Annotated in this window: 29 protein-coding genes and 1 pseudogene; 15 read left to right on the top strand and 15 right to left on the bottom strand. The window is 71.3% G+C overall.

The window, feature by feature from the left end:
- Positions 1-18 precede the first annotated feature (18 nt).
- The 7 genes from ACLJOU_RS09440 to ACLJOU_RS09410 all read left to right on the top strand — a co-directional run bounded on the left by ACLJOU_RS09440 (position 19) and on the right by ACLJOU_RS09410 (position 5,686).
- Positions 19-495 carry a MarR family winged helix-turn-helix transcriptional regulator gene (locus ACLJOU_RS09440; protein WP_410565229.1) on the top strand — a complete coding sequence of 159 codons (477 nt, stop codon included), beginning with the start codon at positions 19-21 and terminating at the stop codon, positions 493-495.
- 8 nt (positions 496-503) lie between these two features.
- Positions 504-1,487, top strand: a complete 984-nt coding sequence (locus tag ACLJOU_RS09435; RefSeq protein ID WP_410565226.1) for a glutathione S-transferase family protein — start codon at positions 504-506, stop codon at positions 1,485-1,487.
- Between the two features lie 22 nt (positions 1,488-1,509).
- Entirely contained in the window at positions 1,510-2,292 is a 783-nt protein-coding gene (locus ACLJOU_RS09430) for an SDR family NAD(P)-dependent oxidoreductase (protein ID WP_410565223.1), read from the top strand.
- 101 nt (positions 2,293-2,393) lie between these two features.
- On the top strand, positions 2,394-2,816 hold the full coding sequence (locus ACLJOU_RS09425) for a MarR family winged helix-turn-helix transcriptional regulator (protein WP_410565220.1): 423 nt from the start codon (positions 2,394-2,396) through the stop codon (positions 2,814-2,816).
- Between the two features lie 55 nt (positions 2,817-2,871).
- The gene (locus tag ACLJOU_RS09420; RefSeq protein WP_410565218.1) at positions 2,872-3,855 is read left to right on the top strand and encodes a zinc-binding dehydrogenase; all 984 of its coding nucleotides are present in this window, start codon (positions 2,872-2,874) and stop codon (positions 3,853-3,855) included.
- Positions 3,856-3,936: 81 nt separating this feature from the next.
- Positions 3,937-4,476: an RNA polymerase sigma factor gene (locus ACLJOU_RS09415; protein ID WP_410565216.1), complete on the top strand. Its 540-nt coding sequence runs from the start codon at positions 3,937-3,939 to the stop codon at positions 4,474-4,476.
- A 79-nt stretch (positions 4,477-4,555) separates the two neighbouring features.
- Positions 4,556-5,686: an epoxide hydrolase family protein gene (locus ACLJOU_RS09410; RefSeq protein WP_410565215.1), complete on the top strand. Its 1,131-nt coding sequence runs from the start codon at positions 4,556-4,558 to the stop codon at positions 5,684-5,686.
- On the opposite strand, the gene ACLJOU_RS09405 is transcribed toward ACLJOU_RS09410, so the two are convergent.
- Together ACLJOU_RS09405 and ACLJOU_RS09400 are read right to left on the bottom strand one after the other, a co-directional pair.
- Positions 5,683-6,192: a TetR family transcriptional regulator C-terminal domain-containing protein gene (locus ACLJOU_RS09405; protein WP_410566670.1), complete on the bottom strand. Its 510-nt coding sequence runs from the start codon at positions 6,190-6,192 to the stop codon at positions 5,683-5,685. The two genes, ACLJOU_RS09410 and ACLJOU_RS09405, sit on opposite strands and share 4 nt — an antisense overlap.
- On the bottom strand, positions 6,134-6,781 hold the full coding sequence (locus tag ACLJOU_RS09400) for a GNAT family N-acetyltransferase (protein ID WP_410565213.1): 648 nt from the start codon (positions 6,779-6,781) through the stop codon (positions 6,134-6,136). Before ACLJOU_RS09400 ends, ACLJOU_RS09405 begins: the two co-directional genes overlap by 59 nt.
- Before the next feature lie 134 nt (positions 6,782-6,915).
- On the opposite strand from ACLJOU_RS09400, the gene ACLJOU_RS09395 reads away from it, so the two are divergent.
- The gene (locus ACLJOU_RS09395; RefSeq protein ID WP_410565211.1) at positions 6,916-7,515 is read left to right on the top strand and encodes a hypothetical protein; all 600 of its coding nucleotides are present in this window, start codon (positions 6,916-6,918) and stop codon (positions 7,513-7,515) included.
- Between the two features lie 75 nt (positions 7,516-7,590).
- On the opposite strand, the gene groL is transcribed toward ACLJOU_RS09395, so the two are convergent.
- The 9 genes from groL to ACLJOU_RS09350 form a co-directional block, all read right to left on the bottom strand.
- A complete protein-coding gene (groL, locus tag ACLJOU_RS09390; protein ID WP_410565208.1) occupies positions 7,591-9,282 on the bottom strand; it encodes a chaperonin GroEL in 1,692 nt (563 codons plus the stop codon).
- An 8-nt stretch (positions 9,283-9,290) separates the two neighbouring features.
- The gene (locus ACLJOU_RS09385) at positions 9,291-10,316 is read right to left on the bottom strand and encodes an NAD(P)-dependent alcohol dehydrogenase (RefSeq protein WP_410565206.1); all 1,026 of its coding nucleotides are present in this window, start codon (positions 10,314-10,316) and stop codon (positions 9,291-9,293) included.
- A complete protein-coding gene (locus ACLJOU_RS09380) occupies positions 10,313-11,008 on the bottom strand; it encodes an iron-sulfur cluster assembly protein (RefSeq protein ID WP_410565204.1) in 696 nt (231 codons plus the stop codon). The genes ACLJOU_RS09385 and ACLJOU_RS09380 overlap by 4 nt, the downstream gene beginning before the upstream one ends.
- Positions 11,005-12,042, bottom strand: a complete 1,038-nt coding sequence (locus ACLJOU_RS09375) for an amidohydrolase family protein (protein ID WP_410565202.1) — start codon at positions 12,040-12,042, stop codon at positions 11,005-11,007. Before ACLJOU_RS09375 ends, ACLJOU_RS09380 begins: the two co-directional genes overlap by 4 nt.
- A 35-nt stretch (positions 12,043-12,077) precedes the next feature.
- Positions 12,078-12,449, bottom strand: coding sequence for a propane 2-monooxygenase effector subunit MimD (gene mimD, locus ACLJOU_RS09370; RefSeq protein ID WP_410565200.1), 372 nt, complete (start codon positions 12,447-12,449; stop codon positions 12,078-12,080).
- Positions 12,446-13,615: a toluene hydroxylase gene (locus ACLJOU_RS09365; protein WP_410565198.1), complete on the bottom strand. Its 1,170-nt coding sequence runs from the start codon at positions 13,613-13,615 to the stop codon at positions 12,446-12,448. Before ACLJOU_RS09365 ends, mimD begins: the two co-directional genes overlap by 4 nt.
- A gap of 7 nt (positions 13,616-13,622) precedes the next feature.
- On the bottom strand, positions 13,623-14,651 hold the full coding sequence (locus ACLJOU_RS09360) for an NADH:ubiquinone reductase (Na(+)-transporting) subunit F (RefSeq protein WP_410565196.1): 1,029 nt from the start codon (positions 14,649-14,651) through the stop codon (positions 13,623-13,625).
- Positions 14,652-14,667: 16 nt separating this feature from the next.
- On the bottom strand, positions 14,668-16,317 hold the full coding sequence (locus tag ACLJOU_RS09355) for a methane monooxygenase (protein ID WP_410565195.1): 1,650 nt from the start codon (positions 16,315-16,317) through the stop codon (positions 14,668-14,670).
- Between the two features lie 83 nt (positions 16,318-16,400).
- Positions 16,401-16,655 (bottom strand): hypothetical protein, encoded by a 255-nt coding sequence (locus ACLJOU_RS09350; RefSeq protein WP_410565193.1) that lies wholly within the window; start codon positions 16,653-16,655, stop codon positions 16,401-16,403.
- Positions 16,656-16,793: 138 nt separating this feature from the next.
- Here ACLJOU_RS09350 and ACLJOU_RS09345 point away from each other — a divergent pair, with 138 nt between their 5' ends.
- Entirely contained in the window at positions 16,794-18,578 is a 1,785-nt protein-coding gene (locus tag ACLJOU_RS09345; protein WP_410565191.1) for a sigma-54-dependent Fis family transcriptional regulator, read from the top strand.
- Positions 18,579-18,769: 191 nt separating this feature from the next.
- On the opposite strand, the gene ACLJOU_RS09340 is transcribed toward ACLJOU_RS09345, so the two are convergent.
- Positions 18,770-19,483, bottom strand: coding sequence for a DUF4142 domain-containing protein (locus ACLJOU_RS09340; protein WP_410565189.1), 714 nt, complete (start codon positions 19,481-19,483; stop codon positions 18,770-18,772).
- Positions 19,484-19,705: 222 nt separating this feature from the next.
- On the opposite strand from ACLJOU_RS09340, the gene ACLJOU_RS09335 reads away from it, so the two are divergent.
- Both ACLJOU_RS09335 and ACLJOU_RS09330 read left to right on the top strand, forming a co-directional pair.
- A complete protein-coding gene (locus ACLJOU_RS09335) occupies positions 19,706-20,170 on the top strand; it encodes a MarR family winged helix-turn-helix transcriptional regulator (RefSeq protein ID WP_410565187.1) in 465 nt (154 codons plus the stop codon).
- Between the two features lie 17 nt (positions 20,171-20,187).
- On the top strand, positions 20,188-20,601 hold the full coding sequence (locus ACLJOU_RS09330) for a DUF5655 domain-containing protein (RefSeq protein WP_410565185.1): 414 nt from the start codon (positions 20,188-20,190) through the stop codon (positions 20,599-20,601).
- A gap of 2 nt (positions 20,602-20,603) precedes the next feature.
- Here the strand turns inward: ACLJOU_RS09330 and ACLJOU_RS09325 are convergent, their stop codons facing one another.
- The gene (locus ACLJOU_RS09325) at positions 20,604-21,737 is read right to left on the bottom strand and encodes a YncE family protein (protein WP_410566669.1); all 1,134 of its coding nucleotides are present in this window, start codon (positions 21,735-21,737) and stop codon (positions 20,604-20,606) included.
- A gap of 289 nt (positions 21,738-22,026) precedes the next feature.
- Between ACLJOU_RS09325 and ACLJOU_RS09320 the strand changes: the two genes are divergently transcribed.
- Together ACLJOU_RS09320 and ACLJOU_RS09315 are read left to right on the top strand one after the other, a co-directional pair.
- Positions 22,027-23,145, top strand: coding sequence for a helix-turn-helix domain-containing protein (locus ACLJOU_RS09320; RefSeq protein ID WP_410565183.1), 1,119 nt, complete (start codon positions 22,027-22,029; stop codon positions 23,143-23,145).
- A gap of 10 nt (positions 23,146-23,155) precedes the next feature.
- Entirely contained in the window at positions 23,156-23,605 is a 450-nt protein-coding gene (locus tag ACLJOU_RS09315) for an HIT family protein (protein ID WP_410565180.1), read from the top strand.
- On the opposite strand, the gene ACLJOU_RS09310 is transcribed toward ACLJOU_RS09315, so the two are convergent.
- A complete protein-coding gene (locus ACLJOU_RS09310; protein ID WP_410565178.1) occupies positions 23,602-23,811 on the bottom strand; it encodes a DUF2945 domain-containing protein in 210 nt (69 codons plus the stop codon). The two genes, ACLJOU_RS09315 and ACLJOU_RS09310, sit on opposite strands and share 4 nt — an antisense overlap.
- Before the next feature lie 36 nt (positions 23,812-23,847).
- Between ACLJOU_RS09310 and ACLJOU_RS09305 the strand changes: the two are divergent.
- Positions 23,848-24,255, top strand: a pseudogene (locus tag ACLJOU_RS09305) (class I SAM-dependent methyltransferase); the annotation flags it as partial.
- 390 nt (positions 24,256-24,645) lie between these two features.
- Positions 24,646-24,966 carry a DUF3140 domain-containing protein gene (locus ACLJOU_RS09300; protein ID WP_410566667.1) on the top strand — a complete coding sequence of 107 codons (321 nt, stop codon included), beginning with the start codon at positions 24,646-24,648 and terminating at the stop codon, positions 24,964-24,966.
- Here ACLJOU_RS09300 and ACLJOU_RS09295 read toward each other — a convergent pair.
- Positions 24,935-26,158 carry an FAD-dependent monooxygenase gene (locus ACLJOU_RS09295; protein ID WP_410565176.1) on the bottom strand — a complete coding sequence of 408 codons (1,224 nt, stop codon included), beginning with the start codon at positions 26,156-26,158 and terminating at the stop codon, positions 24,935-24,937. The two genes, ACLJOU_RS09300 and ACLJOU_RS09295, sit on opposite strands and share 32 nt — an antisense overlap.
- Between the last annotated feature and the right edge of the window lie 11 nt (positions 26,159-26,169).

The raw sequence follows: 26,169 nt of genomic DNA, 5'->3' as shown, positions 1-26,169 counted from the left end.
TTCGGTAGAGTCGCCGGCATGGGTGATCTGTCCGCGCTCGACCTCGACGAAAACGCCTTCTGGCGCCCCCTGATGCGCATCATGACGGCGCTGCCACGCGCGCTCGAGGACCAGTTCCTGCCCGAGACGGGCCTGGCGATCACCGACTACGGCGTGCTGGTCGCGCTGTCCGAGGCGCCGGAGGGCCTGCTCCGCATCTCGGCGCTGGCCGCGACGACCGGGCTCTCGCTGAGCCGGATCAGCCGGGTCGTCGACGACCTCACCCGCCGCGGCCTGGTCGAGAAGCGCCGGTGCGCCGAAGACGGGCGCGCGGCCAACGCCGTGCTGACTCCCGCGGGATTGGCCAGACTGGAGGCGGCCTACCCGAGCCACCTCGCCCGCGTGCGGGCTTCGGTGTTCGACCACCTGAGCGCCGAGGACATCCGCACGGCCGGGCCGGTGCTGGCCCGGCTGGCCGCGGCACTGGACGCCGCTCCCCCGACCGACGACTGCTGAGGACGCCGATGAGCGACAAGGGCGAGTACAAGCGGGACCAGAACTACCTCCCGGACCGCATCACCGCCGACGGCCGCGACGGCTGGCCGGTCGAGCCGGGCCGCTACCGGCTGGTGGTGGCGCGGGCGTGCCCGTGGGCCAACCGCGCGGTGATCGTGCGGCGGCTGCTGGGCCTCGAGCCGGTCCTGTCGATGGGGATCGCCGGACCGGTGCACGACGAGCGCAGCTGGAGCTTCGACCTCGACCCGGGCGGCAAGGACCCGGTCCTCGGCATCGAACGGCTGCAGGAGGCGTTCTTCGAGCGCGACCCGGACTACCCCCGCGGGATCACGGTGCCGGCCTTCGTCGACATCCCGAGCGGCCAGGTCGTCACGAACGACTTCGCGCAGATGACGCTGGACATGTCGACGGAGTGGACGGCCCACCACCGGTCCGGCGCGCCGGAGCTGTACCCGGAGAAGCTGCGGGACGAGATCGACGACGTGGCGCAGAAGGTCTTCACCGACGTCAACAACGCGGTGTACCAGTGCGGGTTCGCGCGGTCCCAGAAGGCGTACGAGCACTCCTACCGGAAGCTGTTCGCGCGGCTCGACTGGCTGTCGGAGCGCCTGGCGGGCCAGCGCTACCTGGTGGGCGACACGATCACCGAGGCCGACGTCCGGCTGTTCACGACGCTCGTCCGGTTCGACGCGGTCTACCACGGCCACTTCAAGTGCAACCGCCAGAAGCTGACCGAGCTGCCGGTGCTGTGGGCGTACACGCGCGACCTGTTCCAGACGCCCGGCTTCGGCGACACGATCGACTTCGCCCAGATCAAGGAGCACTACTACGTGGTGCACCAGAACGTGAACCCGAGCGGGATCGTGCCGCTCGGGCCGGACACCGCCGGCTGGCTCACCCCGCACGGGCGTGAGGAGCTGAGCGGCCGCCCGTTCGGCGACGGAACGCCCCCGGGCCCGCCGCCGGCGGCCGAGAGGGTGCCCGCGCTCTGAATCCTTGGCTACGGTGATCGCCATGGAACGCCTGCGCGATCGCCGGGTCCTGGTCACCGGCGCCGGTTCCGGCATCGGCCGGGCCACCACGCTCCGCCTGCTGGAGGAGGGGGCCCGGGTCATCGGGACCGACGTCTCCGAAGAGGGCATCATCGGCACCCAGCAGGCGGCGCGCCTCGGCGGCTTGACGACGTACGTGCTGGACGTCGCCGACGAAGAGTCGGTGGCCTTCGGGGTGCGGGCGGCAGTCGACGCGCTCGGCGGGCTCGACGTGCTGGTCAACGCGGCCGGGATCCTGCTGGCGTCGCACACGCACGAGACGTCCCTGGAGCTGTGGAACCGGGTGCTGGCGGTGAACCTGACGGGCACGTTCCTGGTGACGCGCGCGGCACTTCCGGCGCTGCTGGAGTCGCCGGCGGGCGTGGTGGTCAACTTCAGCTCGACATCGGCGTCGTTCGCCCACCCGTACCTGGCGGCGTACTGCGCGAGCAAGGGCGGGATCCAGGCGTTCACGCACTCGCTGGCGCTGGAGTACGGCAAGCGGGGCCTGCGCGCGGTGAGCATCGCCCCGGGCAGTGTGAAGAGCGGGATCACGGACTCGGCCGCGAGCTGGCTGCCGTCCGACGTCGACTTTTCGCTGTTCGGGCGGCTGCTGCCGATCCTCCCGACGGACCACACGACGGAGGTGGGCAACCCGGTGGCCGGCCCGGAGGCGGTGGCGGGCGTGGTGGCCATGGTGGCCTCGGACGACGGCAAGTTCATCACGGGCACGGAAATCCGCATCGACGGCGGCACGCACACCTAGGCCGGCACTCGATGCCCGCGGCCTTGCCTCGACCGTCCGGGAGCCGCCCGGAGCACATCTCGTGAAGGAACTCCGGGAGTACCTCAAGTTAAGCTCGCTGCATGGCGGTCGATGAGCTCGCGGCTTCGTTGCTGTACCAGGTGACGGCCCTGGCCGGAGAGGTGGCCGGCCGGATGCACGACGGCCTGGAGCGGCTGGAGCTCACCGGACCGACGGCGAACCTGCTGTGGATCCTCGACCCGGCTGCCGAGCCGCAGCCGCTGCGCAAGCTGGCCGCCCTCATGCGGTGCGATCCCTCCAACATCAGCCTGCTCAGCGCGCAACTGGAGGAACGCGGGCTCGCCGAGCGGCGCCCGCACCCCCGGGACGGGCGCGTCCGGACGCTGGTGCTGACCGCCGAAGGCCGGAAGGTGCGCGAGCGGCTTCTCGCCGTCGTCGCCCGGCACTCCCCCTTCGCTCACCTCGGCGACGAGGAACAGTCGCTCCTGCAGTCCCTGCTCGCCAAGGCGCTCGCCGACCGGTAGCGGACAGCCGAAACTCATTGAGCACTTCCTTGAGATTCTCATGTATCTTTCGAGCATGACCACTTCGGCAGGCGCGAGACGGGTACGACTGACCTCCACGGGCGGTCCTGAGGTGCTCCGGGTGGAGGCCATGCCGGTGCCGGAACCGGGCCCCGGACAGCTCCTGATCACCACGGAGGCCGCGGGGGTGGCGTTCCACGACATCTCGACCCGCCGGGGTCTCACCCCCGGCGCCCTCCCGGAGGTCCCGGGGTTCGATGTCGTCGGGCGGGTCGCACGGGTCGGCGCCGGCGTCGCGGAATTCACCGTCGGCCAGCGCGTCGGCGCCCTGATCGGCGCCGGCGGGTACGCGACGCACGTGCTGGCGCCGGCGCTGCGGACCGTTCCACTGCCCGAAGGACCGCCCGCCGAACACCTCGACGCGCTGATGCTCAACCACCTCACGGCCTGGCAGATGTTCCACCGGGTGGCCAGGCCGGCGCCCGGCGAGGCCGTGCTGGTGCTCGGGGCCGCCGGAGGAGTGGGGTCGGCGTTGTCCCGGATCGCCAGGTCGGCCGGGGTCGTGGTCTACGGCACCTCGAGCCCGGGCCGGCGCGGCCGGGTCCAGGCAGGCGGCGCCACCTGGGTCGCGGACCAGGCCGCGGTGCCCGTGCCGGTCGCGGCCGTGTTCGACCCCGTGGGCGGCCCTTCGCTGGCGCGCTCCCGGCGTGCCGCGAAACCGTCGGGTGTGGTCGTGTCGTACGGGTTCAGCTTCGCCACCGGAGCCGGCTATTCCCGGGCCGGTGCCATGGTGCGTACCGTCGGCGCCCTCCTGCGGGCGAAGCTGACGCCGGGTCCCCGGGTGGTCGTGCACACCGTGGCACGCGCGGTCGACAAGGATCCGGCCGGGTTCCGGGCGGACATCGCGGCACTGGTCGAGCAACTGGCCGCCGGCGCCATCGAGCCCGAGGTCGTCACCCTGCCACTGGAGCAGGCCGCAGAAGCCCACCGCCGCCTGGAGAACCGCGAGGTCGAAGGCAAACTGGTCCTGGTTCCCTGAGCACCACCCGCGCATGCCGGAGCCAACACCTCCTGAACCAGGCCGGCTAAACCGGTGAGGTGGCCCGGGCGTGGTCCAGCCATGACTGCGGACATGTCGAAAGCCGAGCGGGAAATCGTGTTCCGGGCCCTGTTCGAGCGGTACTTCGGTGAGCTGACCCGGCTGGCCCACCTGCTCGGCGCGCACGACGCGGAGGACATCGCCCAAGAAGCCTTCGTCCGGCTGCACCGGCTCCGGGTCCCGCTGACCGGCGATCCCCCGGTGATCCGCCGCCTTCACGCGAGCGTGGTGCGACTGGCACGGCGGCGGCGTTCGCGGCGGAACCGGCCGCTCGACGGGCTGCCCCGCCGGCATCGCGAGGTCCTCGTCCTGCGCTACGGCCTCGGCCTGAACACGCCGGAGATCGCCGAAACGCTCGCCCTCTCTCCGCGTGCGGTCGAGGTTGCCGCGCACCGCGCGCTGGAGAAGCTGCGAACGCAGGAAGGCCGATCCCGGATCCCGGCCCGGAGGCGGGCCGTCGCGGTGGCGGCGGCGTTCGTGGTGGCGGCGGGTGCGCTCACCGTTGCTCAGCTGCTGCCGGACACCGACGCGTACCGCACGGAGAGCACCTTGAGGAGTTAGGCCGTCCCGGTGGGGCTCCCTCTCGAACGCCCCGGAAACAGGACCGGAGCTGTCCTATATCCGCGAGACCGTCACGGACATGGATCCCTTCCACATCGACGTCCCCCAGCCGGACCTCGACGACCTCCACCACCGCCTCGCCCACACCCGCTGGCCCGGCGAACTCCCCGACGCCGGCTGGGACTACGGGGTCAGCCAGGCCTACCTCGCCGACCTCGTCGGCTACTGGCAGCACGGCTTCGACTGGCGGGCCCAGGAAGCCCGTCTCAACGCCCACCCCCAGTTCACCACCACCATCGACGGGCAGCGCATCCACTTCCTGCACGTCCGCTCCCCCGAGCCCGGCGCCACCCCGCTCGTCCTGACCCACGGCTGGCCCAGCACGGTCGCCGACTTCCTCGACGTCCTCGGGCCCCTCACCGACCCGCGCGCCCACGGAGGTGACCCCGGCGACGCCTTCCACGTCGTCGCGCCGTCCGTGCCCGGGTTCGCCTTCTCCGGCCCGACCGATCGACCGGGCTGGAACACCCGGCGGACCGCGAAGGCCTGGGCGGAGCTGATGAACCGGCTCGGCTACGACCGCTACGGCGCCCAGGGCGGGGACTTCGGCAGCATCGTCTCCCCCGAACTCGGCCGGACGGCGCCGGAGGCGGTTATCGGCGTGCACGTCAACGCCGTCGCCAACGCCGGTGTCCCCACCGCGCCCGGCGACCTCGAGCGGTTGTCCGAAGAGGACCGGAAGCGCGCGCGGGAGAACCAGGCCTGGTGGTACGCCCACTCCGGCTACGCCACCCAGATGGCCACCCGCCCGCAGACCCTCGCCTACGCCCTCAACGACTCGCCCGCCGGGCAGCTCGCGTGGAACCTCGAGTGGTTCGTCGACTGGGACCCCACCGCCACGCGGCAGACCCCGGTCAGCCGCGACGCCATCCTGACGAACGTGACGATCTTCTGGCTCACCGGCACCGCAGGCTCGGCCGCGCGCCTCTACCGGGAAGCCGCCCAGGACGGCTGGGGTGAACGGCCCGCACCTTCCGGGGTGCCGACCGCCGTCGCGAACTTCCGCGGTGACCACGCCCTCCGCGGCCTGGCGGAGCTGTCGAACACCGTGACGCGCTGGTCGGAGTACGACACCGGCGGCCACTTCGCGTCCCTGCAGGCGCCGGACGTGCTCGTCGACGACGTCCGGGCGTTCTTCCGCGGCCTCTAGGCCCGGCGGCGGCGTTTGTCCACGGCGCCGTCGAGCAGTGGCCGCAGCTCGGCGACCACCGTTTCGAGCGGTGCGACGTCCCGGTGCGCCCGCGCCAGGACGATCGCGCCCTCCAGTGCGCTGAGCATCAGCACCGCCAGGGACGCGGTGCGGGCCGGCGGGACGCCCAGCTGCTCCAGTGTGGCGGCGACCGGCCCCTGCCAGCCGTCGAACGCCTTGCCGACCGCTTCGCGCAGGCTGTCGCTGGTCGCGGCCGTGTCGGCGACCGTCGCGACCAGTGGGCAGCCCGCGTCGAAGCCCTCCCGGGTGAACTCGGTCGTCCACTGGGCGGCCATGGCCGCGAACAGGTTCCCCGGCGTCGGGTCCTCGAGCTTGGCCGCGACGCGCGCCACGCGCCGGGCCGCGTAGTCGCCCGCCCAGGCGACCGCTTCGGCGATCAGCTGGTCCTTACCGCCCGGGAAGTAGTGCTGCAGGGACCCCCGCGGCGCTTCGGCGTGGGCGACCACGTCCCGCATGCCGGTCGCCCCGACACCGTGGATCCGCACCAGCTGCGCGGCGCTGAACACCATCCGCTCGCGCGGCGTCCTCGTCATCGGCTGCCTCCTCCATGACGTCCGTCATGGTAGCCCAGTCCGGGACGACCAGCGCGAAGTCGCGTTCGCCGCGCTCGTAGGCGGGCACCGGCCGGAAGCCCTGACCCCGCAGCAGCGCTTCGGCACCGGTGTTCCCGGACTGCACGGTGGCGCGCACGGTCCAGCCCGGCCAGCGCCCGGACGCCCACAGCCACCGGCTCAGGGCACTGCCGATCCCCCGCCGCTGCCACGCGTCGGCGACGAGGACCCCGATCTCCGCCTGCCCCGGCGTCTCCGAAACGAAGTTGAGCAGTCCCACCGGCACGCCGCCGCAGAGGGCGAGCAGCGCGACGCCGTCGGGCGGCCCGGCGAGCAGGAACCGCTGGTACCGCTGGAAAACCTCGGCCGGCCGGGCGGGTCCGCCCATCAGGAACCGGCGCCGGAGGCTGTCCGGCGAGCAGGCCTCGACGAGGGCCGCGACGCACGCGTGATCCGCCGGGCCGACCTCCATGACAGTGGTCATAGACCCATCAGACCACAGCGGTCGGGAAAACGCCATGACGGGTGTCATAGCCGAGTGGGGACCGCGCGGTTCGCCCGGCCGGGGCGCGGGTACGTTGCCGGGGCCGCGCTCCCCCACCGCGAAAGGCGTCCCCGATGCAGCTCTACGCCGAACGGCCGACCCGCCGTACCGCCCAGCTCGTCAGCGATCTCCTGGCCGTGCTGCTCGTCGTCCTGGCGGTGTGGCTGGGGACGTCGGTGTACGACGAAGTCATGAAGCTGCGCGCGCCCGGGGACGGGCTCGTCGACGCCGGCACCGGCCTGCGCGGCACCTTCGACTCGGCGGCGAATTCCGCCGACGGCATCCCGCTCATCGGGGACGCGCTCGCGAAGGCCCTGCACGGCGGTTCGGCCGTCGGGACGAAGTTCGCGGACGCGGGGCGGTGGCAGATCGAGGCGGTGGAGAACCTGGCCTGGTGGCTGGCCGCGGTCATCATCGTGCTGCCCGTGCTGGCGCTCGTGGTGACGTGGCTGCCCCTGCGCTGGCACTTCACGCGCCGGGCCACGGCGGCCGCGCGGCTGCGGGCCCTCGGCGACGAAGGGCTGGACCTGCTCGCGCTGCGGGCGCTGGCGACGCAGCCGCTGCACCGCCTGGCGTCCGTCGGCGAAGTCGCCTCCGGCTGGCGGAAGCGCGACCGGGCCGTCATCGAGAAGCTGGCCGGGCACGAGCTGGCCCGGCACGGCCTCGCTCCCTGAGCCGGAGGTCTCCCCGCCGTGGCTCAGGACACGGCGGGGAGACCTCCGCACTCCGCGGGCTGACGGACGTGGAACTCAGCCGACGGAGGGGCCCATCCCGAGGGACTGCGGCGTGCTGGCGTCGGGCGAGGGCTGGTGCAGGCCCTCGTCCAGCGGGCCGAACTCGGTCATCAGGGCGGGGCTGCCGCCCCACGGGGTCTGTTCCTCGGCGATCAGCGAGTTCGTGGTCAGCAGCAGGCCCGCGACCGAGGCCCCGTTCTGCACGGCCGACCGGCACACCCGCAGCGGATCGACGACCCCGAGGTCGACCAGGTTCCCGAAGCGGTCGTGCAGGGCGTCGAAGCCCTCGTCGGCGCCGAGTTCGCGGGTCCGCGCGACGATCTCGTGGGCCGGGTGGCCCGCGTTGTGCGCGATGAGGAACGCGGGTTCGGCCAGGGCACGCCGGACGATCTCGACGCCGATCGCCTGATCGCCGTCCAGCCCGAGACCTTCCAGGGCCGTCTCCGCGTGCAGGAGTGCCGCTCCCCCGCCGGCCACGATGCCCTCGGCCATCGCCGCCCGGGTCGCCGACAACGCGTCCTCCACCCGGTGCTGCAGCTCCTTCAGCTCCGCCGGGGTCGCCGCGCCGACGCGGACGACCGCGACCTTGCCGGTCAGGGCGCCGATCCGCTCGGTGAGGACGTCCTCGTCGACGCCGAACTGCGCGCGCTCCAGTTCCGCCCGCAGCTGCCCGATCCGGAACTCCACCGCCTCCGAAGATCCCGCGCCGCCGACGATCGTGGTGCGGTTCTCGGTCACCCGGACCTGCTTGGCCCGGCCGAGGTGGTCCAGCGTCATCGTCTCCATCGTGAACCCGGACTGCCGCGACAGCACCGCGCCGCCGACGATCGCGGCGAGGTCCTCGAGCTTGTGCAGCCGCCGGTCGCCGAAGCCCGGCGCGCGGACCGCGACCGACTGGAAGGTGCCGTTCACGTGGTTGTGCACCAGCATGGACAACGCCGTGCCCTCGACCGTCTCGCCGATCACCACCAGCGGCCGCGGCGCCCGCATCACCTTGTCCAGCAACGGCATCAGCTGCTGCACCTTGGTGATCTTCTCCGCGCACATCAGGATGTACGGGTCGTCGAGCACCGCCTCCAGCCGGCCCGGGTCGGTGACCAGGTACGGCGAGAGGTAGCCGTTGTCGAACTCGAAACCCTCGACGAACTCGACGTCCATCCCGATCGACGGCGACTCCTCGACCGTCACCACCCCGCCGTCGCCGACGGTGTGCAGCGCCTTGGCGATGACCGCGCCGACGGCGTCGTCGTCGTTGGCCGAGATCGCCGCGACCCGCGCGTAGTCCTGTTCGGACACCACCGGGTGCGCCCGCTTCTCCAGGTGGGCCACCAGCAACCCGACGGCGTGGTCGATGCCGCGTTTGACGAGCACCGGGTTGCCGCCCGCCGAGATGGCCCGCATGCCTTCGCGGACGATGGCCTGGGCCAGCACGGTGGCCGTGGTGGTGCCGTCGCCGACGACGTCGTTGGTCTTGATGGCCGCTTCCTTGACCAGCTGGGCGCCCATGTTCTCGAACTGGTTCTTCAGGTGGATCTCGCGCGCGATGGTGACGCCGTCGTTGGTGACCACCGGCGAGCCGGTGATCTTCTCGATGATCACGTTGCGGCCCTTGGGCCCCAGCGTGGACTTGACCGCTTCGGCCAGCTTGTCCACCCCCGCCAGCAGCAGGTCGCGGGCGTCCGGGCCGAACCGCAGTTCCTTCGCCATGGCTGCTCCTAGGGGGTGAGGATGGCCCGGCCGCGCACGCGCCCGGCGTCGAGGTCGGCCAGCGCGTCGAGGGCGGCGTCCAGGGGGTACTTCTTCGTGTGCAGGGTGACCTTCCCGGCCTGGGCGAGCACCATCAGCTCCACGAGGTCGTTGTAGGTGCCCACGAGGTTGCCGATGACGTTGCGCTCGGTGGAGATGATGTCGATCGTCGGGATCTCGATGTTCGAGCCGTAACCGATGACGAAGTGCGAACCGGCACGGCGGGTCATCGCGAAGGCGTCCTGCTGGGCGCCCTGTTCGGCGACGAAGTCGAGCACGACCTCGGCGCCGTTGCCGCCGGTCAGGTCGAGCACGGCCTCGACCTGCTTGCCGTCGGCCAGCACGGTCTCGTCGGCCCCCAGGGTCGCCGCCAGGTCGAGGGCGTCGGCGTTGCGGTCGACCACGATCACGCGGGTCGCGGTCAGCGCCCTGAGCGACTGGATGCCGATGTGCCCGAGGCCGCCGGCGCCGTTGACGACGCAGGTGGTGCCCGGGTACAGGTGCGGGACGGCCTTGCGCACCGCGTGGTAGGCGGTGATCCCGGCGTCGGCCAACGCCGCCACGTCCGACGGCTGCGTCGAGGGATCGAGCTTGATGCACGCCCGCGCGGACGTCAGCAGGTACTCGGCCATCCCGCCGTCGCTGCTGATCCCCGGGAAGCCGCCGTTCGGGCAGTGCATGTCGTCGCCCGCGCGGCAGGCGTGGCAGAGCCCGCACGTCGGCGTCGGGTGCAGGATGACCGTGTCGCCGACCTCGACGTTCGTCACCGCCGGGCCGACCTCGTGCACCCAGCCCGCGTTTTCGTGCCCGATCGTGTAAGGCAGCCGGACGCCGGACTTCTCGGCCCACTGCTCCTCGATGATGTGCAGGTCGGTGCGGCAGACGCCGGCGCCGCCGACCTTGACCACGACGTCGAAGGGCCCGGTCGCGCGCGGCTCCGGGACGTCTTCGACCACCGGGCGCTGGTGGTACTTCTGCAGCCGCACGGCCTTCATCCCGTGCCCTCCTCTTCGCCGGTCAGGGCGTACCGCGCGCGCAGCATGCCGCGGCAGACGCCCGAGTTGGCCTCCATGCTCGTGCGGGTCAGCCGGGCGAAGGCCAGGTGGCGCTTCGCGTCGGCCGCGGGGACCGCTCGCCCGGTCGCCGGGTCGAGCAGCAGCGGGTCGCCGTCCTCGGCGGGCAGGCCGAGCTCGCGGCGGCGGGCGCGCAGCCGGTCCAGGTCGGGGCCCGGCGGGACGTCGCCGAGGGTCAGCGACGCCGGATCGCGCCCCAGGGACCGGCAGACGCGGTCGGTGCCGGCCAGCACGGCCTTGCGGACGAAGTCGTACCGCAGGGTGTCGAGCTCGTCGGCGGCTTCGCCCTCGAACGACGCCACGAACCCCTGCCGCGCCGCCACCCCGCGGTTGATGACGTCGGAGGCGAAGTGGTCGTCGAGCCGGATGTCGAGCCCGGTCAGGCCCGGCACCCCGGCCACGGCGTCGTAGGCGTCCGCGACCATCAGGAACGCGAAGTTCGGCGCGCAGAAGTACGTCGGCAGCCGCAGCCGGACGACGGCGTGGCCCGCCTCGCTCACCTCGCAGCGGGCCACGAACCCGAGGTCGGTGAGGGGTTCGTCCAGTTCCGGATCCCGGACGGTGCCCAGCGCGGCCCACACGGCGGCGCGGACCCCGGTCACCACGGCGGTCATGAGTTCGGCACGCCGACGGGCTCGACGGTCTCCGGGTCCTTCAGCCGCAGTTCGGCCGGCACGTCGATGTCGTAGAGCCGGGCGGCGTTCAGCCCGAGGATCTTCTTCTTCTGGTCGACGGTCAGCGGCGGGAAGTCCGACAGTTCCTCGTCGCCGGGCATGTTCCAGTCGACGAAGCCCTCGACCTGCCACTTCGGCTCCCAGATCGCGTAGTCCGCGCCGAAGACGAGCTTGTCCTCGCCGAGCCAGAACATCAGCTCGCCCATCACCTTGGCGAAGAACTTGGGGCGGGCGTGCATCAGGCCGCCGATAACGACGGCGAGCCCCGCGTAGACGTTGCGCTCCTGGGTGGCCATGAAGCAGAAGTCTTCGATGCGCGGCAGGCCGACGTGTTCGACGATGAAGTTCAGGCCCTGGAAGTTCGTCGCCGCGTGGTCCACATCGGACACGTCGAAGGCGTCCTTGTCCAGGGGCCAGATGGTCGGTCCCTTGTGGATGTGGACGTTCTTGACGCCCAGTTCCTCGCACTTCTCCAAGTAGCGAGCCGCTTCCGGGTCCTTCAGGCTCCACCCGCGGGAGTCACCACGCCACTCGGCCGTGTAGAGCTTGACGCCCTTGCAGTGGTAGCGCTTGACGCGCTCGGTGAACGCCTTCATCCCCTCGTCACCCTCGCGTGGGTCGAAGGTGGTGTTGACGAGGAACTTGTCCGGGTGCTTCTCGGCCAGCTCGCCGTCCTTCTCGGTGGTGTTGAACCCGGTCTTGTACCACTGCCGCAGGTTGGTCGGCTGGAAGATGGCCTTGTCGACGTGCCCGGCCTCGAACAGGTCGTGCAGCATCAGTTCCTCGGAGTACTTCCGGAACCGGTCGATGGGCCAGTGCGTCTCCTTCGGGCCGAGCCCCTGGTAGGCGTGGAAGCACTCGATCCAGCCCTTGGCGTATTCCTCCTGGCCCGCCACCCAGTTCTCCGGGCTGGCGTCCCAGAAGTGGGTGTGGGCGTCCACCACGAAATACTTTTCGCCGTCTTTTTCGTACATGGTTGATCCTCCTGAGCGGGATCGAGTGCCTTCAGCTACTTGATGGGCTTGAGGTCGAAGTCGAGGTATTCGGCCGCGTCCTCGGGGTTGGCGAACATGATCGTGCGGTCGTCTTCGTGGATCATCCGCCCGTAGTGGGTGGACATGCTCTCCTCGAACTCGGCCGCGTTGAACCAGCCTTCTTCCTCGCCGGCGGCCTCGTCGACCTCGGCGTAGACGACCTCCATCCGGCCGACGGCGTCGACCCGGATCATCGAGGGCAGCGGCGTGATGGTGACGTTGTCCTTCGTCCCCATCACTTCCGCGATGATCGCGCCCACCTGGTTGTTCATCAGGGTGAAACCGCACATGTTGGACGCGGTGTTGTCCGCCTTGAAGGGGCTTTCCGCCGTCTTGAACACAGTCACTGGCCCAGCTCCTCGGGTGCCTTGAGGCCCAGTTCGGACAGGATGCCGGCGAACCGGCTCTTCACGCGGTCGAGACCGTCCTCGAACCGGATCGGCTTGGCGTCGGGCTGCGACCACAGCGGCTGCAGCGCGCGGGCGGCGGCGATGCACCGCGGCACCCAGTCCTCGAGCCACTTCTGCAGCAGCGCCTTGTTGTGGTCGGCGAACTCCTTGTCGGTGATCAGCAGGTGGAACAGCGGTTTCGTGTAGCGCAGGTCGCGTTCGGAGAAGTCGAACTCCTCAGCGCCGATCAGCGTCGGGGTGACGAAGTCGCCGTTCGCGGGCGCGGCCTGCTGCACGAGGTTGCTGCGGAACAGCTCGCCGACCAGCGGTTCGAAGACGACGTTCGCGGCGAAGACCGCTTCGCCCCAGTCCCAGATCCCGGTCAGCTGTTCGGCGGTCTCGCGCACGCCCTGCCAGGCCGGGTCCTCGTTCCACGTCGAGAGGTGGGCCGTCCCGTCGAAGCCGTCGATCTCCTCGGTGAGCGTCAGGTTGTACAGCGCCAGGTCCTGCGCCGCGCGGATGCGGTGCATGCTGTTCACCGAGATCGCGTTGTTGTGCATGTTCGTCGGCGCGCGGCGGTTGGCGTTGGCGAACAGGTACAGCCCGAGGCCGTGGTCGACGTGCATCCAGGCGCCGACGTGCTTGGCGACGAAGTCGACCCAGTTGCGGTTCCACTGCTCGAACGCCTTGGCCCGGCGGGCGGCGTCGACGTTCTGGTTCAGCTGGCGCACGACGTTCGCGTTGTAGCGGTAGAGCGTGAGTTCCCATTCCTCGTTGGGGTCCCGGAACTCGTGCCAGCCGTGCGCCGGCCAGTCGTAACCCTTGCCCCCGGAGCCCGGGCCGCGTTCGGGCAGCGGCCGGTCGGAGCCCCACGCCTTCAGCGCCGTCCACTCCAGCGGGTAGCCGCCCTGGCCGTCGGCGAAGGCGTAGAGCCAGCCCTGGGACAGGTAGTGCCGCGGGTCGGGCTGGACCTCGACGGTGACGTCCTCGTAGTGGCTCTGCTTGCGCTTGGCCGGGGTGAAGTAGTTGTACTGGCGGGCGGTGGAGTCCGGGAAGACCTTCGCGCCCGCTTCGGCGTCGGTGAACGCCGGCTTCGGCACACTGCGTTCGGAGGTGGCTGTCATGGGTTTCTTACCCTTCGCCCGTGGTGGTGAACTTGTCGTAGAAGACGCGCTTGCCGTCGACGCCGAGCGCGGGCAGCAGTTCCAGCGCGGCCTCGACCATCGGCGGTGGCCCGCAGACGTAGGCGTCGGCTCCGGTCAGGTCGGCGGCGGCGCGGCGCAGGACGTCGGTGACGAAGCCGGTCTCGCCGGTCCAGTCGTCGTCACCCGGCTCCGACAGCGCCGGCACGTACCGGAAGCCGGGCAGCTTCGCTTCCAGCTCCCGCAGTTCCGCCTCGAAGCAGAGGTCGCGACGGCGGCGGGCGCCGTAGTAGAACGTCGCTTTCCGGTCGATCCCGCGTTCGGCCATGGACCGCAGCAGCGACAGGATCGGCGCCAGCCCGGCCCCGCCGCCGACGAAGACGAGGTCCGCGCCCGGGTTGTCCCGCAGCGTGAACACCCCGAACGGGCCGGTCACCCGGAGCCGGTCACCGACCGCGACTCCGGTGGCCAGGAACCGGGAGAACAGCCCGTCGGGGTAGATCTTGATGACGAACTCCAGGAACCCGTCGCGGGCCGAGGTGTTGGCCATCGAGAACGACCGCGTCTCCTCGGTGCCCGGGACGGCGAAGTCCAGGTACTGCCCCGGAAAGAACTTCAGGTCCCCGTCGAGCCGCACCACCAGGTGCCGCAGGTCGTGCGTGACGGGGTCGTTCGCGACGACCTCGACGTCGGCCTCCTGGATCGGCAGGCCGGACTGGATCATCTCCTCGTCGTAGTTGAGCAGCTCGATCGTCAGGTCTTCGTAGGCGTGGGCCCGGCACAGCAGTGTGAAGCCTTCCTCCTTTTCGTAGTCGGGAAGCGCGAAGGTCGAATACCGGTCGTGTTCGACGTCGTCACCGTCGAGGAGGAACGACTTGCAGGCCGCGCACTGCCCTTCCTTGCAGCCGTGCATGAGCATGACGCCCTGCTCGGCGGCGGCGCGCAGGATCGTCTGGTCCTCGGCGACGTCGATCTCGATCCCGACCGGCTCGAACCGGACGCGGTGTTTTTCGGTCATGCCGGACCCCGCCCCGTCAGGCCTGCGGCGCCGGGCGCCCGGCCGGGCCCTGGCGGTTGTAGTCGGCCACGAACGCGGCGCGCTGCTCGGGCGTCATCTGGTTGAGCAGCACGTTCGGCGACTGCACCTCGGGCATCCGGCGCAGGTGGTCGAGCGTCCACATCTTCTTCGGGTCGAGGTCCAGGTGCGGCTGCGCGACCATGGTCTTGCCGTCGTCGCGGACGAACCCCATGTCGGAGACGACGTCGGCCCAGTTCCAGCCGTGGTAGAGGGTCTCCCATTCGCGGGCACCGACCAGCTGGCCCATGTTCGGGGTGCTGCGGCCCTGGTAGGTGGGCCGGAACGCCTCGGCGTCGGTCCAGCGGCAGGTCTCCGAGCAGTACGTGCGGTGCTGGCCGTCGACCTCGTCGACCACCATGTCCTCGCGGATCAGGCACGGCACCATGCAGGTCCAGCAGCGGTGCGGGTACACGTAGTCGACGTCCTCGGCGACGATCGGGTGGTGCCCGTTCGGCGTCGAGAGGCGGTTGTAGTTCTCCCACCACTTGCCGTACTTGTCGTACCAGCCCGGGTACTTGTACTCGAACCACTCGAAGTCTTCGTCGGTCATCGGGTCGATGCGCCAGTAGTTGGCGAGCCACCCGGTGGCGAAGAACTGCGCGACTTCGTGGACGTACCCCTTGTTCCAGATCCGGTTCCACGCCTCTTCGATGAGGTCGTGCGGGATCACCAGGCCGTACTTCTCCAGCGGCACGAGGTAGGAGCGGTAGTAGTCGTCGTAGATCCAGCGGCGCCACATTTCCGCGTAGCTTTCGCGGTCCTTGCGGCGGTCCTTGGTGCCGTATTCGATGAACGTGCCGATCGCGGCGTCGACGACGGCGTGGTTGTTCCACCACGCGTACCGCAGGTCGCGTTCGAGCAGCTGGTGGTTGCTTTCGTCGGACAGCGCCATCAGCAGGGTGGCGTAGCCGTTGCTGATGTGGCGGGATTCGTCGGACTGGACCGAGTGGAACACCGTGGGCAGCAGGTAGTCGCCGTTCGCGGCGGCCTCGGCCGGCATGGCGACGAACAGCGTGTTCGTGAACGCCGTCTCGGCGACGATGGTGAGGTAGATGCTCGCCGCGGTGATCGCGTCGCCGGTGATGAAGCCCTCGGCGAACTGGCGGCCGATGGTGCCGCAGTAGTCGTTCTGGAAGTTGCGCAGGCTCGAGTTGAAGCCGGCCGGGTCGATGTAGTTCTGCATGTACAGGCGCTTGAGGTTCTGCTGGATCGTCGAGTGCCGGACCTCGTCGATCATCTGGATCGCCTGGCCGTTGTGCAGTTCCGGGTTCGGGACCGTGCGGAACAGCAGCGGCATCGCCCGCGCGGCCGAGATCTCCGGCAGCGGGATGATCGACAGGAACAGCTTCTGCCACTCCAGCCAGCGTTCCTGGACCTGGCGGAACATGTTGCCGCGGATCGCGCCGTCCTCGGCGCCGTAGACCCGGTGGTCCTTTTCCTCCTGCATCGGGAAGTACGAGCGGAGGACCTGCTTCAGCGGGTCCTTCTTCTTGGCCTTGCGGAAGGTGTAGTCGGTGCCGTAGTGCGAGACCGGGGTGTGGTACGCCGGTTCCCACGACAGTTCCTGGATCTTCTGGTGGGCTTTCGCCACACTCTGGCGACTCATGGATCAACTCCTTATCTCCTGAGCTCGCCGCCCGGGGCGTCCTGCGTTCCCCATTAAGGGGCCGCCCGCGCCGGACGCGGGTCTCAATCTGAGACAGAACCGCTGCTGGAGGGGGTGTCGAGCAGCCGGCCCCGCAGCTCGGCGAGCTCGTCGTGGATCCCCGCCTGCACGCGGGCGTCGCCTTCGACCGTGGGCACGATCCCGAACGCGCGCAGCAGCGCGGCGGCGGGATCGCCCGGGTGCCCGTCCGCGCCGAGCGCCGGGTGCAGGCCCCGCTCGGCCAGGTGCGTGAAGACGAGGTTGACGATCGTCCAGGGGTTGTACGTCTCGGCGGCCATTCCCCCATCGCACCGCCGGTGCGCGGCCGGGAGCGTCTCAATTTGAGACACCGCCACCGGCGCGGCACGCCTTACGCTGGACGGGCGGCACAACGGGTGTGCCCGCACCCACGTGGGCCGCGGGGAACGGGAGGTCACGTGGACGAGATGGCCCTGCTCGCCGACGACGAACTCGCCCGCACCCGGGTCCGTTTCCTGACCGCCGAGGCGGTCCCCGCGGGCACGGTCCGCCCGACGATCCTGGCTTCGTGGCGGCGATCGCGGGAGTTCCGGGTCGAGGCCGACCGGATCGACCCGCTCTACCTCGGCGACCGGAACCTCGACATCCCGCTCATGCGCGGCGCCGAGCCGGTGCTGCACAAGCTGGGCGAGCAGTTCGAGGGCCAGCCGATCAGCCTCATCCTCACCGACGCCAGCGGCGTCGTGCTCACCCAGCGGACCGGGGACGCCGACCTGGCCCGGCACCTGGAGCGCGTCGAGCTGGTGCCCGGGTTCAGCTACGGCGAGCAGTCCGTCGGCACCAACGGCATCGGCACCGCGCTGGAGGACGGCCGCCCGACGGCGGTGTTCGGCCACGAGCACTACGCCGAGCACCTGGAGAACCTGGCCTGCGCGGGCGTGCCGATCCACCACCCCATTTCGGGCAAGAAGGTCGGCGCGGTCGACCTCACCTGCTGGCACAAGGACGCGGGCGGCCTGCTCGTCGCGCTGGCGCGGTCCACGGCCGAGCAGATCCGGCAGGCCCTCCTGCGGCACAGCGACCTGCGGGAGATGCTGCTCTTCCAGGCCTACCTGCAGACCTGCCGGCGGTGGACGGGCATCGTGCTGGCCTTCAACGAGGACATCGTGATGATGAACGACCGGGCCCGGCAGCTGCTGGACCCGGCCGACCAGTCGGTGCTGCTCGGCCACGCGACCGAGGCACTGGCGGAGGGACGGCGGACCCCGGCGACGCTCTCGCTGTCCAGCGGCCTGCGGGTCCGGGTGCTGTGCCGCCGCGTCGCGGGCCGGCGCGAAGCCGAAACGGCGGGCGGCGTGCTGTCGGTGAAGCTGATCGAGGCCGAGGAGTCCCTGGCCGCCTCGACGCCGATGCTGCCGATGTACCTGCCGGGCGTCGTCGGCTCGGCACCGCTGTGGCTGCGCTGCGGGCACGACCTCGACCGCGGCCACCAGCGCGGCGAGTGGGTCGCGCTCGAAGGCGAACCCGGGACCGGCAAGCTGACCCTGGCGAAGGGACTCCACCAGCGCCACCACCCGGCGGCCCGGCTGCTGACCGTCGACGCGGCGCCCGGCACGGACTGGGCCGCGCTGCCGCGCGAACACGCCGAAGCCCCGATCCGCACGCTGGTGATCCGGCACGCCGACCGCCTGACGAACCCGGCGGCCACGGCGCTGGCCGCGGCCCTGCGGGCGCTGCGCGAGGACCCGGGCGCGCCGTGGGTGGTGCTCACGCTCGTGCCGGAGGCCGAAACCGAACCGGCGCTGGCCGAGCTGCTGAAGTTCTTCCCGCGGACGGTGCGGGTGCCGCCGCTGCGCCACCACGTCGAAGACCTCGCCGAGCTCGTCCCGCTGGTGCTGAGCAAGCTGGGCTACGGCGGGAGGCTGACGTGTTCGGCCGCGGCCCTGCACCTGCTGATGCGGGCGGAGTGGCCGGGCAACACCGGCGAACTGCACGAGGTGCTGCGCAAGGTCGCCCGGCGCCGCCGCGCGGGCACCATCCGCCCGGGCGATCTCCCGGCGGAGTTCCACGCGGTGACCCGCCGTCCGTTGAACCGCTTCGAGTCGATCGAGCGGGACGCCATCGTCCGCTGCCTGGAGGACGCGGACGGCAACAAGGTCAGGGCGGCCAAGCTGCTGGGCATCTCCCGGGCGACGATCTACCGCAAGATCCACGAATACGGCATCGTGCCGCCGGCCCGGTAGCCCGGCGGGCCGCCGCGACCGCAGCGGCCCGGGACCGGCTGGTCTCGAGGTGAGGTCCTCGGCTCGCGGCCCGGCGCTTCAGCGGCTCACCGCACCCAACCCCGAACCCTGTCCCCCGCTCGCGGGTCAGCACCGGCGGCCGAGCCGGGAAGCCGCCCGCATCCCCGGCGGGCGGCTTCCCCGGCCCGGGGTCACTTCGCCGGCGGATTCACCGCCGCCGCGACGTCGGCGATCGTCTTCGCGTCGACTAGCCCGGTGTCCTCCAGCACGGTCATGTGGTCGAGGACCGTCTGGTTGGCCTGGGTCGCGTGCCGCCGGATGACGTCGTTCTGCGTGCCCGCGCGGACTTCGGCGATCGTCGCGAAGATCTTGCCGTGCGACGCGCGGAGCAGGTTCGCGAACAGCTTGTCGAACTCCAGCCCCTGGGCATCGGTCAGCTGACGGACCCAGCCCTGCTGTTCGGCGGTGGCCTGGTCCGGCAGCGTCACGCCGAGCATCTTCGCGTCCTCGCGGACGAGCTGGTCCAGGTGCGAGTGCCCGTCCAGCAGGTGCAGCCCGGCGCGCTTCACCTGCTCGCTGCTGGCGTGGGTCTGTGCCAGGTCGCCCGCGGGGATCTCCCAGAGCCCGGCTTGGCGGACCTTGACCAGGAACGTCCTGTCGAGCTCGGTGACCGGGCCGGCGCCCGCGATCTCGTTCGTGCCCGCCGCCTGGGCGGCCGGGCCCGGCTGCATGCCGGCCATGCCCGGGTCGTGCGCGGGAACCTGCGCCTGCGTCGAGCCGGGCGCGCTCTGGGCACTGGCGTTCAGCACCATGACCGAGCCCACGCCGACCACGGCGAGCGTGGCCACGACGACCAGCGCGGTCCGGGCCTTGGCGCGGCCGGTCATGCCACGGTGATCCGGCATGGTTCCTCCTTGTGGCGACAGTTCGGGTACGGGGTACACGGCCGCCGGCACACCAGGGTTCAGTGGAATGCGAATAATTTTGCTTGCACAGCAACGAATCCATCATCGACACCCGCGACGGCACACGAAAAGATAGAGACGGCCGACCCGGCCGGATCACGACGGCGAGCGCCGCGGATGTCCAGCTTGACCGATGCTCTTGCGATTGGCAAGTATTGCGGCATGCAACCCCACGGACACGCGGGCCCGGACGTGGCCGCTCTCGACGGTCTCACCGTGGTCCTGGTCGGGATCGCGTGGGAATGCGCGCACGCGGCCCCGCCGGAGGTCTCGTTCCCCCAGACGCGGCTGCTGCTCGTGCTCGACCGCCTCGGCCGGGTCCCGAGCTCGCAGCTGGCCGCGGCGATGGGCGTCAACGCGTCTTCGGTGACCCGGCTGGCCGACCGCCTCGAAGCCCTCGGGCACGTGGCCCGCGGCCGCAGTCCCGGCAACCGCAGCGTCGTCACGCTGGAGGTCACCGGGACCGGGCACGAGATCGTGGCGCGCCTGCTCGACCGGCGGCAGGCCGCGCTGGGAGCGCTGCTGGACAAGCTGCCGCCGTCGCAGCGGCAGGCCGCGGGCGAGGCGGCCCGTCAGCTGGTGCAGGCGGCCGCCACCATCCCGGCGCTCGGCCCGGCCGCGCTGTGAGTGCCATCCTGGACGGCATGCCGACCCGCTGGACGTGCCCGCGCTGCGACCGCGAGTTCGCGCGCACCGGTCAGGGGCACACGTGCGTCCCGGGCTGCACGGTCGAGGAGACGTTCGCCGGCAAGGCACCGTGGCAGCGGGCGGTCTACGACGCCGTCGTCGCGCACCTGCGCACGCTCGGCGACGTCCACGAAGACGCCGTCAAGGTCGGGGTGTTCCTCAAGCGGGACCGGAAACTCGCCGAAGTGCGGCCGCGATCGCGGGACGTGCTGGTGTACCTGTGGCTGCCGCGCCCGGTCGCAACGGCCCGCATCGCCCCGGCGAGCTGGGCGAGCGGGCCGCGCGTGGGACACAAACTCAGCCTGCGTGCGGTGTCCGATGTGGACGACGAAGTCCGCGGCTGGCTGACCGCGGCCTTCGCCGTCTCCTAGGCTCAGGAGCCGCTGGGGCCCGTCCAGCCCTCGGGCACGTGGCCGAGGCGGACCCGCTGCGGGTGGTCGCCGACCGGCACCGAGACGAGCTTCTGCCCGGTCGCGAAGTCGATGGCGGTGACCCGGTCCGCGCCGGACTCGGAGATGATGCACGCGTTGCCGTCGCCGCTCACCGTCGCCCAGTACGGCTTCACCGCGGGCACCAGCGTTCCCTGCTGCAGGGACGCGCGGTCGACGACGGTGGCGTAGTCGTCCATCGTGCCGGCGATGCAGAGCTTGGTGCCGGCCGGGTTCATCGACATGCCGTGGTGGCGCGAGTCGTTGACGAACGTGGTGCGGTCGTCGCTCGTGGCCGGGTTCTTCGGCAGTTCCTTGATGCGGGTGATCTTGTCGGTGGCAACGTCGTACTCCACGAAGCCGTTGAAGAACGACACCTGGAAGTACAGCTTCGACCCGTCCGGGGTGAACGCCACCGGCCGCACCGCGTTGGAGAGGTCGTGGCGGCCGAAGGCGTCGAGCCGCTGGCGCATGTCGATCACCTTGACCTGCTGGAAGGTCGTGGCGTCGACGACCGTGATGTGCCGGTCTCCCTTGGTGAAGTCCCAGCCCGGGTCGTCGAGGTTCGTGTCGACGTTGCCGATCGACATGTTCCACAGGTAGCGGCCGCCGTCGGTGAACACGTTCTCGTGCGGCTTGTCACCGGTGGCGAAGGAGCCGACCTGCTGCCCGGTCACGATGTCCAGCACGTGCACGGTGTTGGCCGTCGACGCGGAGACGGCGACGCGGCGGCCGTCGGGCGAAACCGCCATGTGGTCGGATCGGAAACCCGAAACCGGGAAGCGCCAGTTGATCCGGCCGGTGGTCAGGTTGATCGAGACGACGTCGGCGAAGCTCGGCCGCGACGCCACCACCGAACTGCCGTCCGGCGTGGTGTACATGTCGTCGACGAACTGGTCGTGCCCTTCGCCGGGCCCGTTGCGGATGCCGAGGAAGAAGGCCAGCTTGATCGGGTTGAGGTAGATCTCCGCCAGCCGCTGGTCCTTGTCCGGGATGATGTTGACCCGGCCGATCTCGGCGAACGAGCCGCGGGACTGGATGACGTCCGCCGTGCCGTCCCAGTTGTTGCCGACGAACATCACCTCCCGCAGCGCCGCGGTGGCGCCGGTGGCCGGCACCGCCGCCCCGGTCGCCAGCAGGGCGACCGACGCGGTGAGGCAGGCGAGGCGGGAGAGGTACGACCGCTTCCGACGGGAATTGCGCACGGGAGACACCTTTCGGCGGTGAAGAGGTGCGGTGGAGTTCGCGGAGAACCGAGGTTACTGTCCGGTATTCTCACGATAACCGGCCACCGGAGCTGCTCCGGTAGGGCCGCTCGCCCAACATCGCGGCCGCGGTGTTGTGGCGCCGCCACAACGGGAGGGTGCCGTGCCGGCCTCGTCGCTGCTCCGGCAGGTGCTCGACGCGATGGCCGCCGACGACGGCGTCGTCGACGAGCTGGTCAAGGCCGCGCGGAGCCAGTCGCCGGAGGTCGCCCGGCTGCCGGAGGCCGAGAACCGGCGGCACGTCCGGTTCCTGCTCTCGGCCGCGCTGCGCGCGACGACGAACCCCGACACCGCGGACTACACCACCGCCGAGGCGCTGGGCGCCGACCGGGCCGCGCAGGGTGTCCCGCTCACCGACCTGCTGCGCGGCGTCCAGGCCGGGCGGACGCTGGCGGCCCGCTTCGCCGTCGAACGCGCGCGGGCCGCCGGCCTGCCCGACGACGTCATCCTGGAAGCCATCCTCGACGCCGAGCGCTACACCGGCGCCCTCGAACGGCACATCGTCAAGGGCTACCACGCCGCCGAGCTGCAGCTCTCCCGCACGGTGCGCGACGCGCGGACCCAGCTGTTGCGCTCCCTGCTGCTCGCCGGGCACCCGCCCACGCCGGAGGAGCTCCGGCAGGCGGGGCTGCGGCCCGAAGGCCGGTATTCCTGCGTGGTGTCCGACGTCAGCGACCCGGCGCGGGCACGCACGCTCGAGCAGGCGCTGCTGGAGTTCGGCGGGGTGTACGGGCTGGTCGAGGGACGGCTCACCGGCCTGGCGGCCCGTCCGCCGGCCGGGGTCGCGCTCGCCGACGGCGTCCTGGTGGTCGTCGCGCCCCCGGTCGCGCTACCCGAGTTGCGGGAGGTGCACCGGCTCTGCACGGCGGCGGCCCGGATCGCCGGGCCCGGTCACCACGACCTGACTTCGCTGGCGGGCGAAGTCGCGTTGACGGCCCAACCGCACCTGGCGGACCTGCTCGCGACCGGGCTGCTCGGCGCGCTCGACCCGGCCAACGCGTTCCACCGCGAGCTGGCCGCGACGGCCCTGGCCTACCTCGACCACGGCCAGCGCCTGCGCCCCACGGCCGAGGCACTGCACCTGCACCCCAACACCGTGCGCTACCGCCTCGACCGGCTGGCCGAGCTCACGCCGGTGGCCCTGGCGGAGAACAGCGGCGGCCGCGTGCTCGACACGGTCCGGTCGTGGTGGGCGCTGCACCACTGGCTCGGCGGCCGATAGGGTCACCCGCATGGCTGAACCGCCCCGTCTGCCGGCGACCACCCCGACCGGAGAATGCGTTTTCTGCGCGATCGCCTCGGGCCGCGCCCCGGCGGCGTTCGTGCACGAGGACGACGAGTTCGTGGCGATCGTCGACCTGCGCCCGGTGACGACCGGCCACCTGCTGGTGCTCCCCCGGCCGCACCACCCGGACCTGGCCTCCCTGCCGGCCGCGGCAGGCGCCCGGATGTTCACCATCGCCCACGAGCTGGCGGCGGCCTTGCGGCGCACGGACCTGCGTTGCGAGGCGATCAACCTGTTCCTGGCCGACGGGGAGGCGGCGGGCCAGGAGATCCCGCACGTCCACCTGCACGTGATCCCCCGGTTCGCGGGTGACGGATTCGTGTTGAGCGCCGATTGGCGGGTGCGATCGCGGGCGGAGTTGACCGAGGTCGCGGCGAAGGTCCGGGCGGCGCGTTAGGCCTTGTGGAGCTTGTCCGGGTGGTGCACGGCGGTCTTCCCGGACTTCTCGCTGCGGACGAGATACTGGGGCTCCTCGGGGGACGCTTTCACGTCCCGCTTGCCGGCGTGGGTGTCCTCGGTGATCTTCTCCTCGACCGTGCCGACGGAGCTCTGGTTGCCCGCGTCCCAGCGGACGCGGTCGCCCTTCTTGAATTCCTTGGTCATGACCTGCGGGTACCCCGGATCCGCCCACTCACGCGAATGGCAGGCCCGGGTTACGGTGACCCCGTGGAGCAGAACGAGCTCGCCTCGTCGTTCGGCGCGGCGGCCGCCGCCTACGCCGAGCACCGCCCGGACTACGCGCCCGACGCGGTGCGCTGGGCCCTGCAGCCGGCACCCGGCCCGCGGGTGCTCGACCTCGGCGCCGGAACCGGCAAGCTGACCGCCACGCTCGTGGCGCTGGGTTTCGCCGTGACCGCGGTCGAGCCCCACCCGGCCATGCTGGCCGAGCTGCGCCGGGCGCTGCCCGGGGTCCGGGCCCGTGCGGGCAGCGCCGAGGCGATCCCGCTGCCGGACGCGTCCGTCGACGCGGTGCTGGCCGGCAACGCCCTGCACTGGTTCGACCCGGCCGTCGCCGGTCCGGAGATCGCCCGGGTCCTGGCCCCGGGCGGCATCCTGGCCGGGCTGTGGAACGTCGTGGACGACCGGGCCGGCTGGGTGGCCGGGCTCGCGCGCGCCGCCGGCCGCGCGGTGATCGGCCCGCGGGACACCCCCGCCGGCTGGCGCGCCGAAACCGCCGAGGCGTCGTGGGCTCGGGCTGCCCGGCTCGCGGCACCGGAGCGGGCCGAATTCCCGCACGGCCAGCGCCGCACCGCCGAGTCCCTGGTGGCGGCCCTGGCCACCCGGGCGGGCGTGCTGGTGATGCCGCCCCGGGAACGAGCGGACACGCTCGGCCGGATCCGGGCCTTCCTCGCCGCCGAGCCGACGACCGCGGACGGCGAGTTCACCCTTCCGATGCTGACCTGCGTGCTGCGCAGCCGCGGCGGGTACCCGTCCCGGATGGACGACGAAGAAACCCGCCGCGAATTCGGTGCCAGCGTCAACATGACCGCCAAGCAGCTGGAGGACTGGCTGCGGACCGACGAGTCGAAAGCCGCCGGCCAGCACAAGGAAAGCGAGTCGATCGGGCACCAGTCGGGACGGCGGATCGTCGAGATCCTCCGGAAGAAGAAGGACGACCTCTCCGGCGACGACCTGGCCCACATGCGCAAGGTCGTCGGGTACGTGCACCGGCACCTCGCCCAGCGCCCCTCCGGCGACGTCAAGGACACCACCTGGCGGCACTCGCTCATGAACTGGGGGCACGATCCCCTGCACTGACAGCGTACTCCCGCAGTTCCAGCGCGTTCGCCGCTTCGCGGATGGGGCGGGACATCTGCTCCAGGACGCGGTTGCGGCCCGGGAGGTACGGCATCAGGCGGATCATCCGGGTGTTGAACCACGCGAACGCCCGGGACTGCGGGATGATCCCGCGCAACGCCGTCTTCGCCAGGGCCTGGTTCTTCTCGATGAACGGCCGCATCGTGGCTTCGTACCGGGGCAGCGCCTCCGAGAAGCTCGAAGCCAGCTCGCCGGCCAGGACGTACGCGCCCGCCAGGGCCAGGCTGGTTCCCTGGCCCGATGCCGGTGACGCGCAGTAGCCCGCGTCGCCGAGCAGGACCACCCGGCCGGTCGACAGGCGGTCCATGACGATCTGGCACACCGGGTCGAAGTAGAAGTCGTCCGCCTCGCGCATCGCCGCCAGCAGCTCCGGGATTTCCCAGCCCAGGCCGGCGAAGCGGTCCGCCACCAGGTCCTTCTGGCCGTCGACGTCCCGGCGGTCGTAAGTCAGCGCAGGCGCGCTGAACCAGAACGCCGCCTTCGCGTCGGCCGCCCGCGCGGTGCTGTAGACGTTCACCATCCGGCCCGGCGCCGCCGAGTGCAGCAGCTCCCAGCGGTCCAGCTCGAACTTGTTCGGCACCGTCGAAATCGAGATGTAGGCGTCGAACCGGCGCAGGTAGTCCTCCTCCGGGCCGAACGCCAGGGCGCGGACGCCGGAGTGCAGGCCGTCGGCGCCGACCACCAGGTCGAACCGGCGGGGCTCGCCGTGGGCGAACGTCACCTCGACGCCGTCGGGACGCTGGTCGAGCCCGGTGATCCAGTCGCCGAACACGTACTCGGTGGACGGGCGCGTGGCGTCGTACAGGATCCGGGCCAGGTCGCCGCGGAGTATCTCCGTGTCGTCGCCGTGGCGGAAGCCGAACGTGTCCGCGTCGAGCGTGGCCAGTTCCTTGCCGCGCTTGTTCACGAACGCCGCGCCGCGCATGTCCGTGCTCGCCGCGCGCACTTCGTCCAGCAGGCCCATCCGGCGGACGACGTCGACCGCCACCCCGCGGATGTCGACCTTGTACCCGCCTTCGCGCAGGCTCGGGGCGCGCTCGACGACGGTGGTGCGGAAGCCGTGGTGCTGCAGCCACCAGGCGAGGGCGGGGCCGGCGACGCTGGCGCCGGAGATCAGGATGTGCTTCGTCATGCCCCGAACGA

The sequence above is a fragment of the Amycolatopsis sp. cmx-4-61 genome, assembly GCF_046548775.1.
Classification (GTDB): Bacteria; Actinomycetota; Actinomycetes; order Mycobacteriales; family Pseudonocardiaceae; genus Amycolatopsis.
Note: the sequence above shows the minus strand (reverse complement) of the source record. Positions and strands in the feature narration are given on the sequence as shown.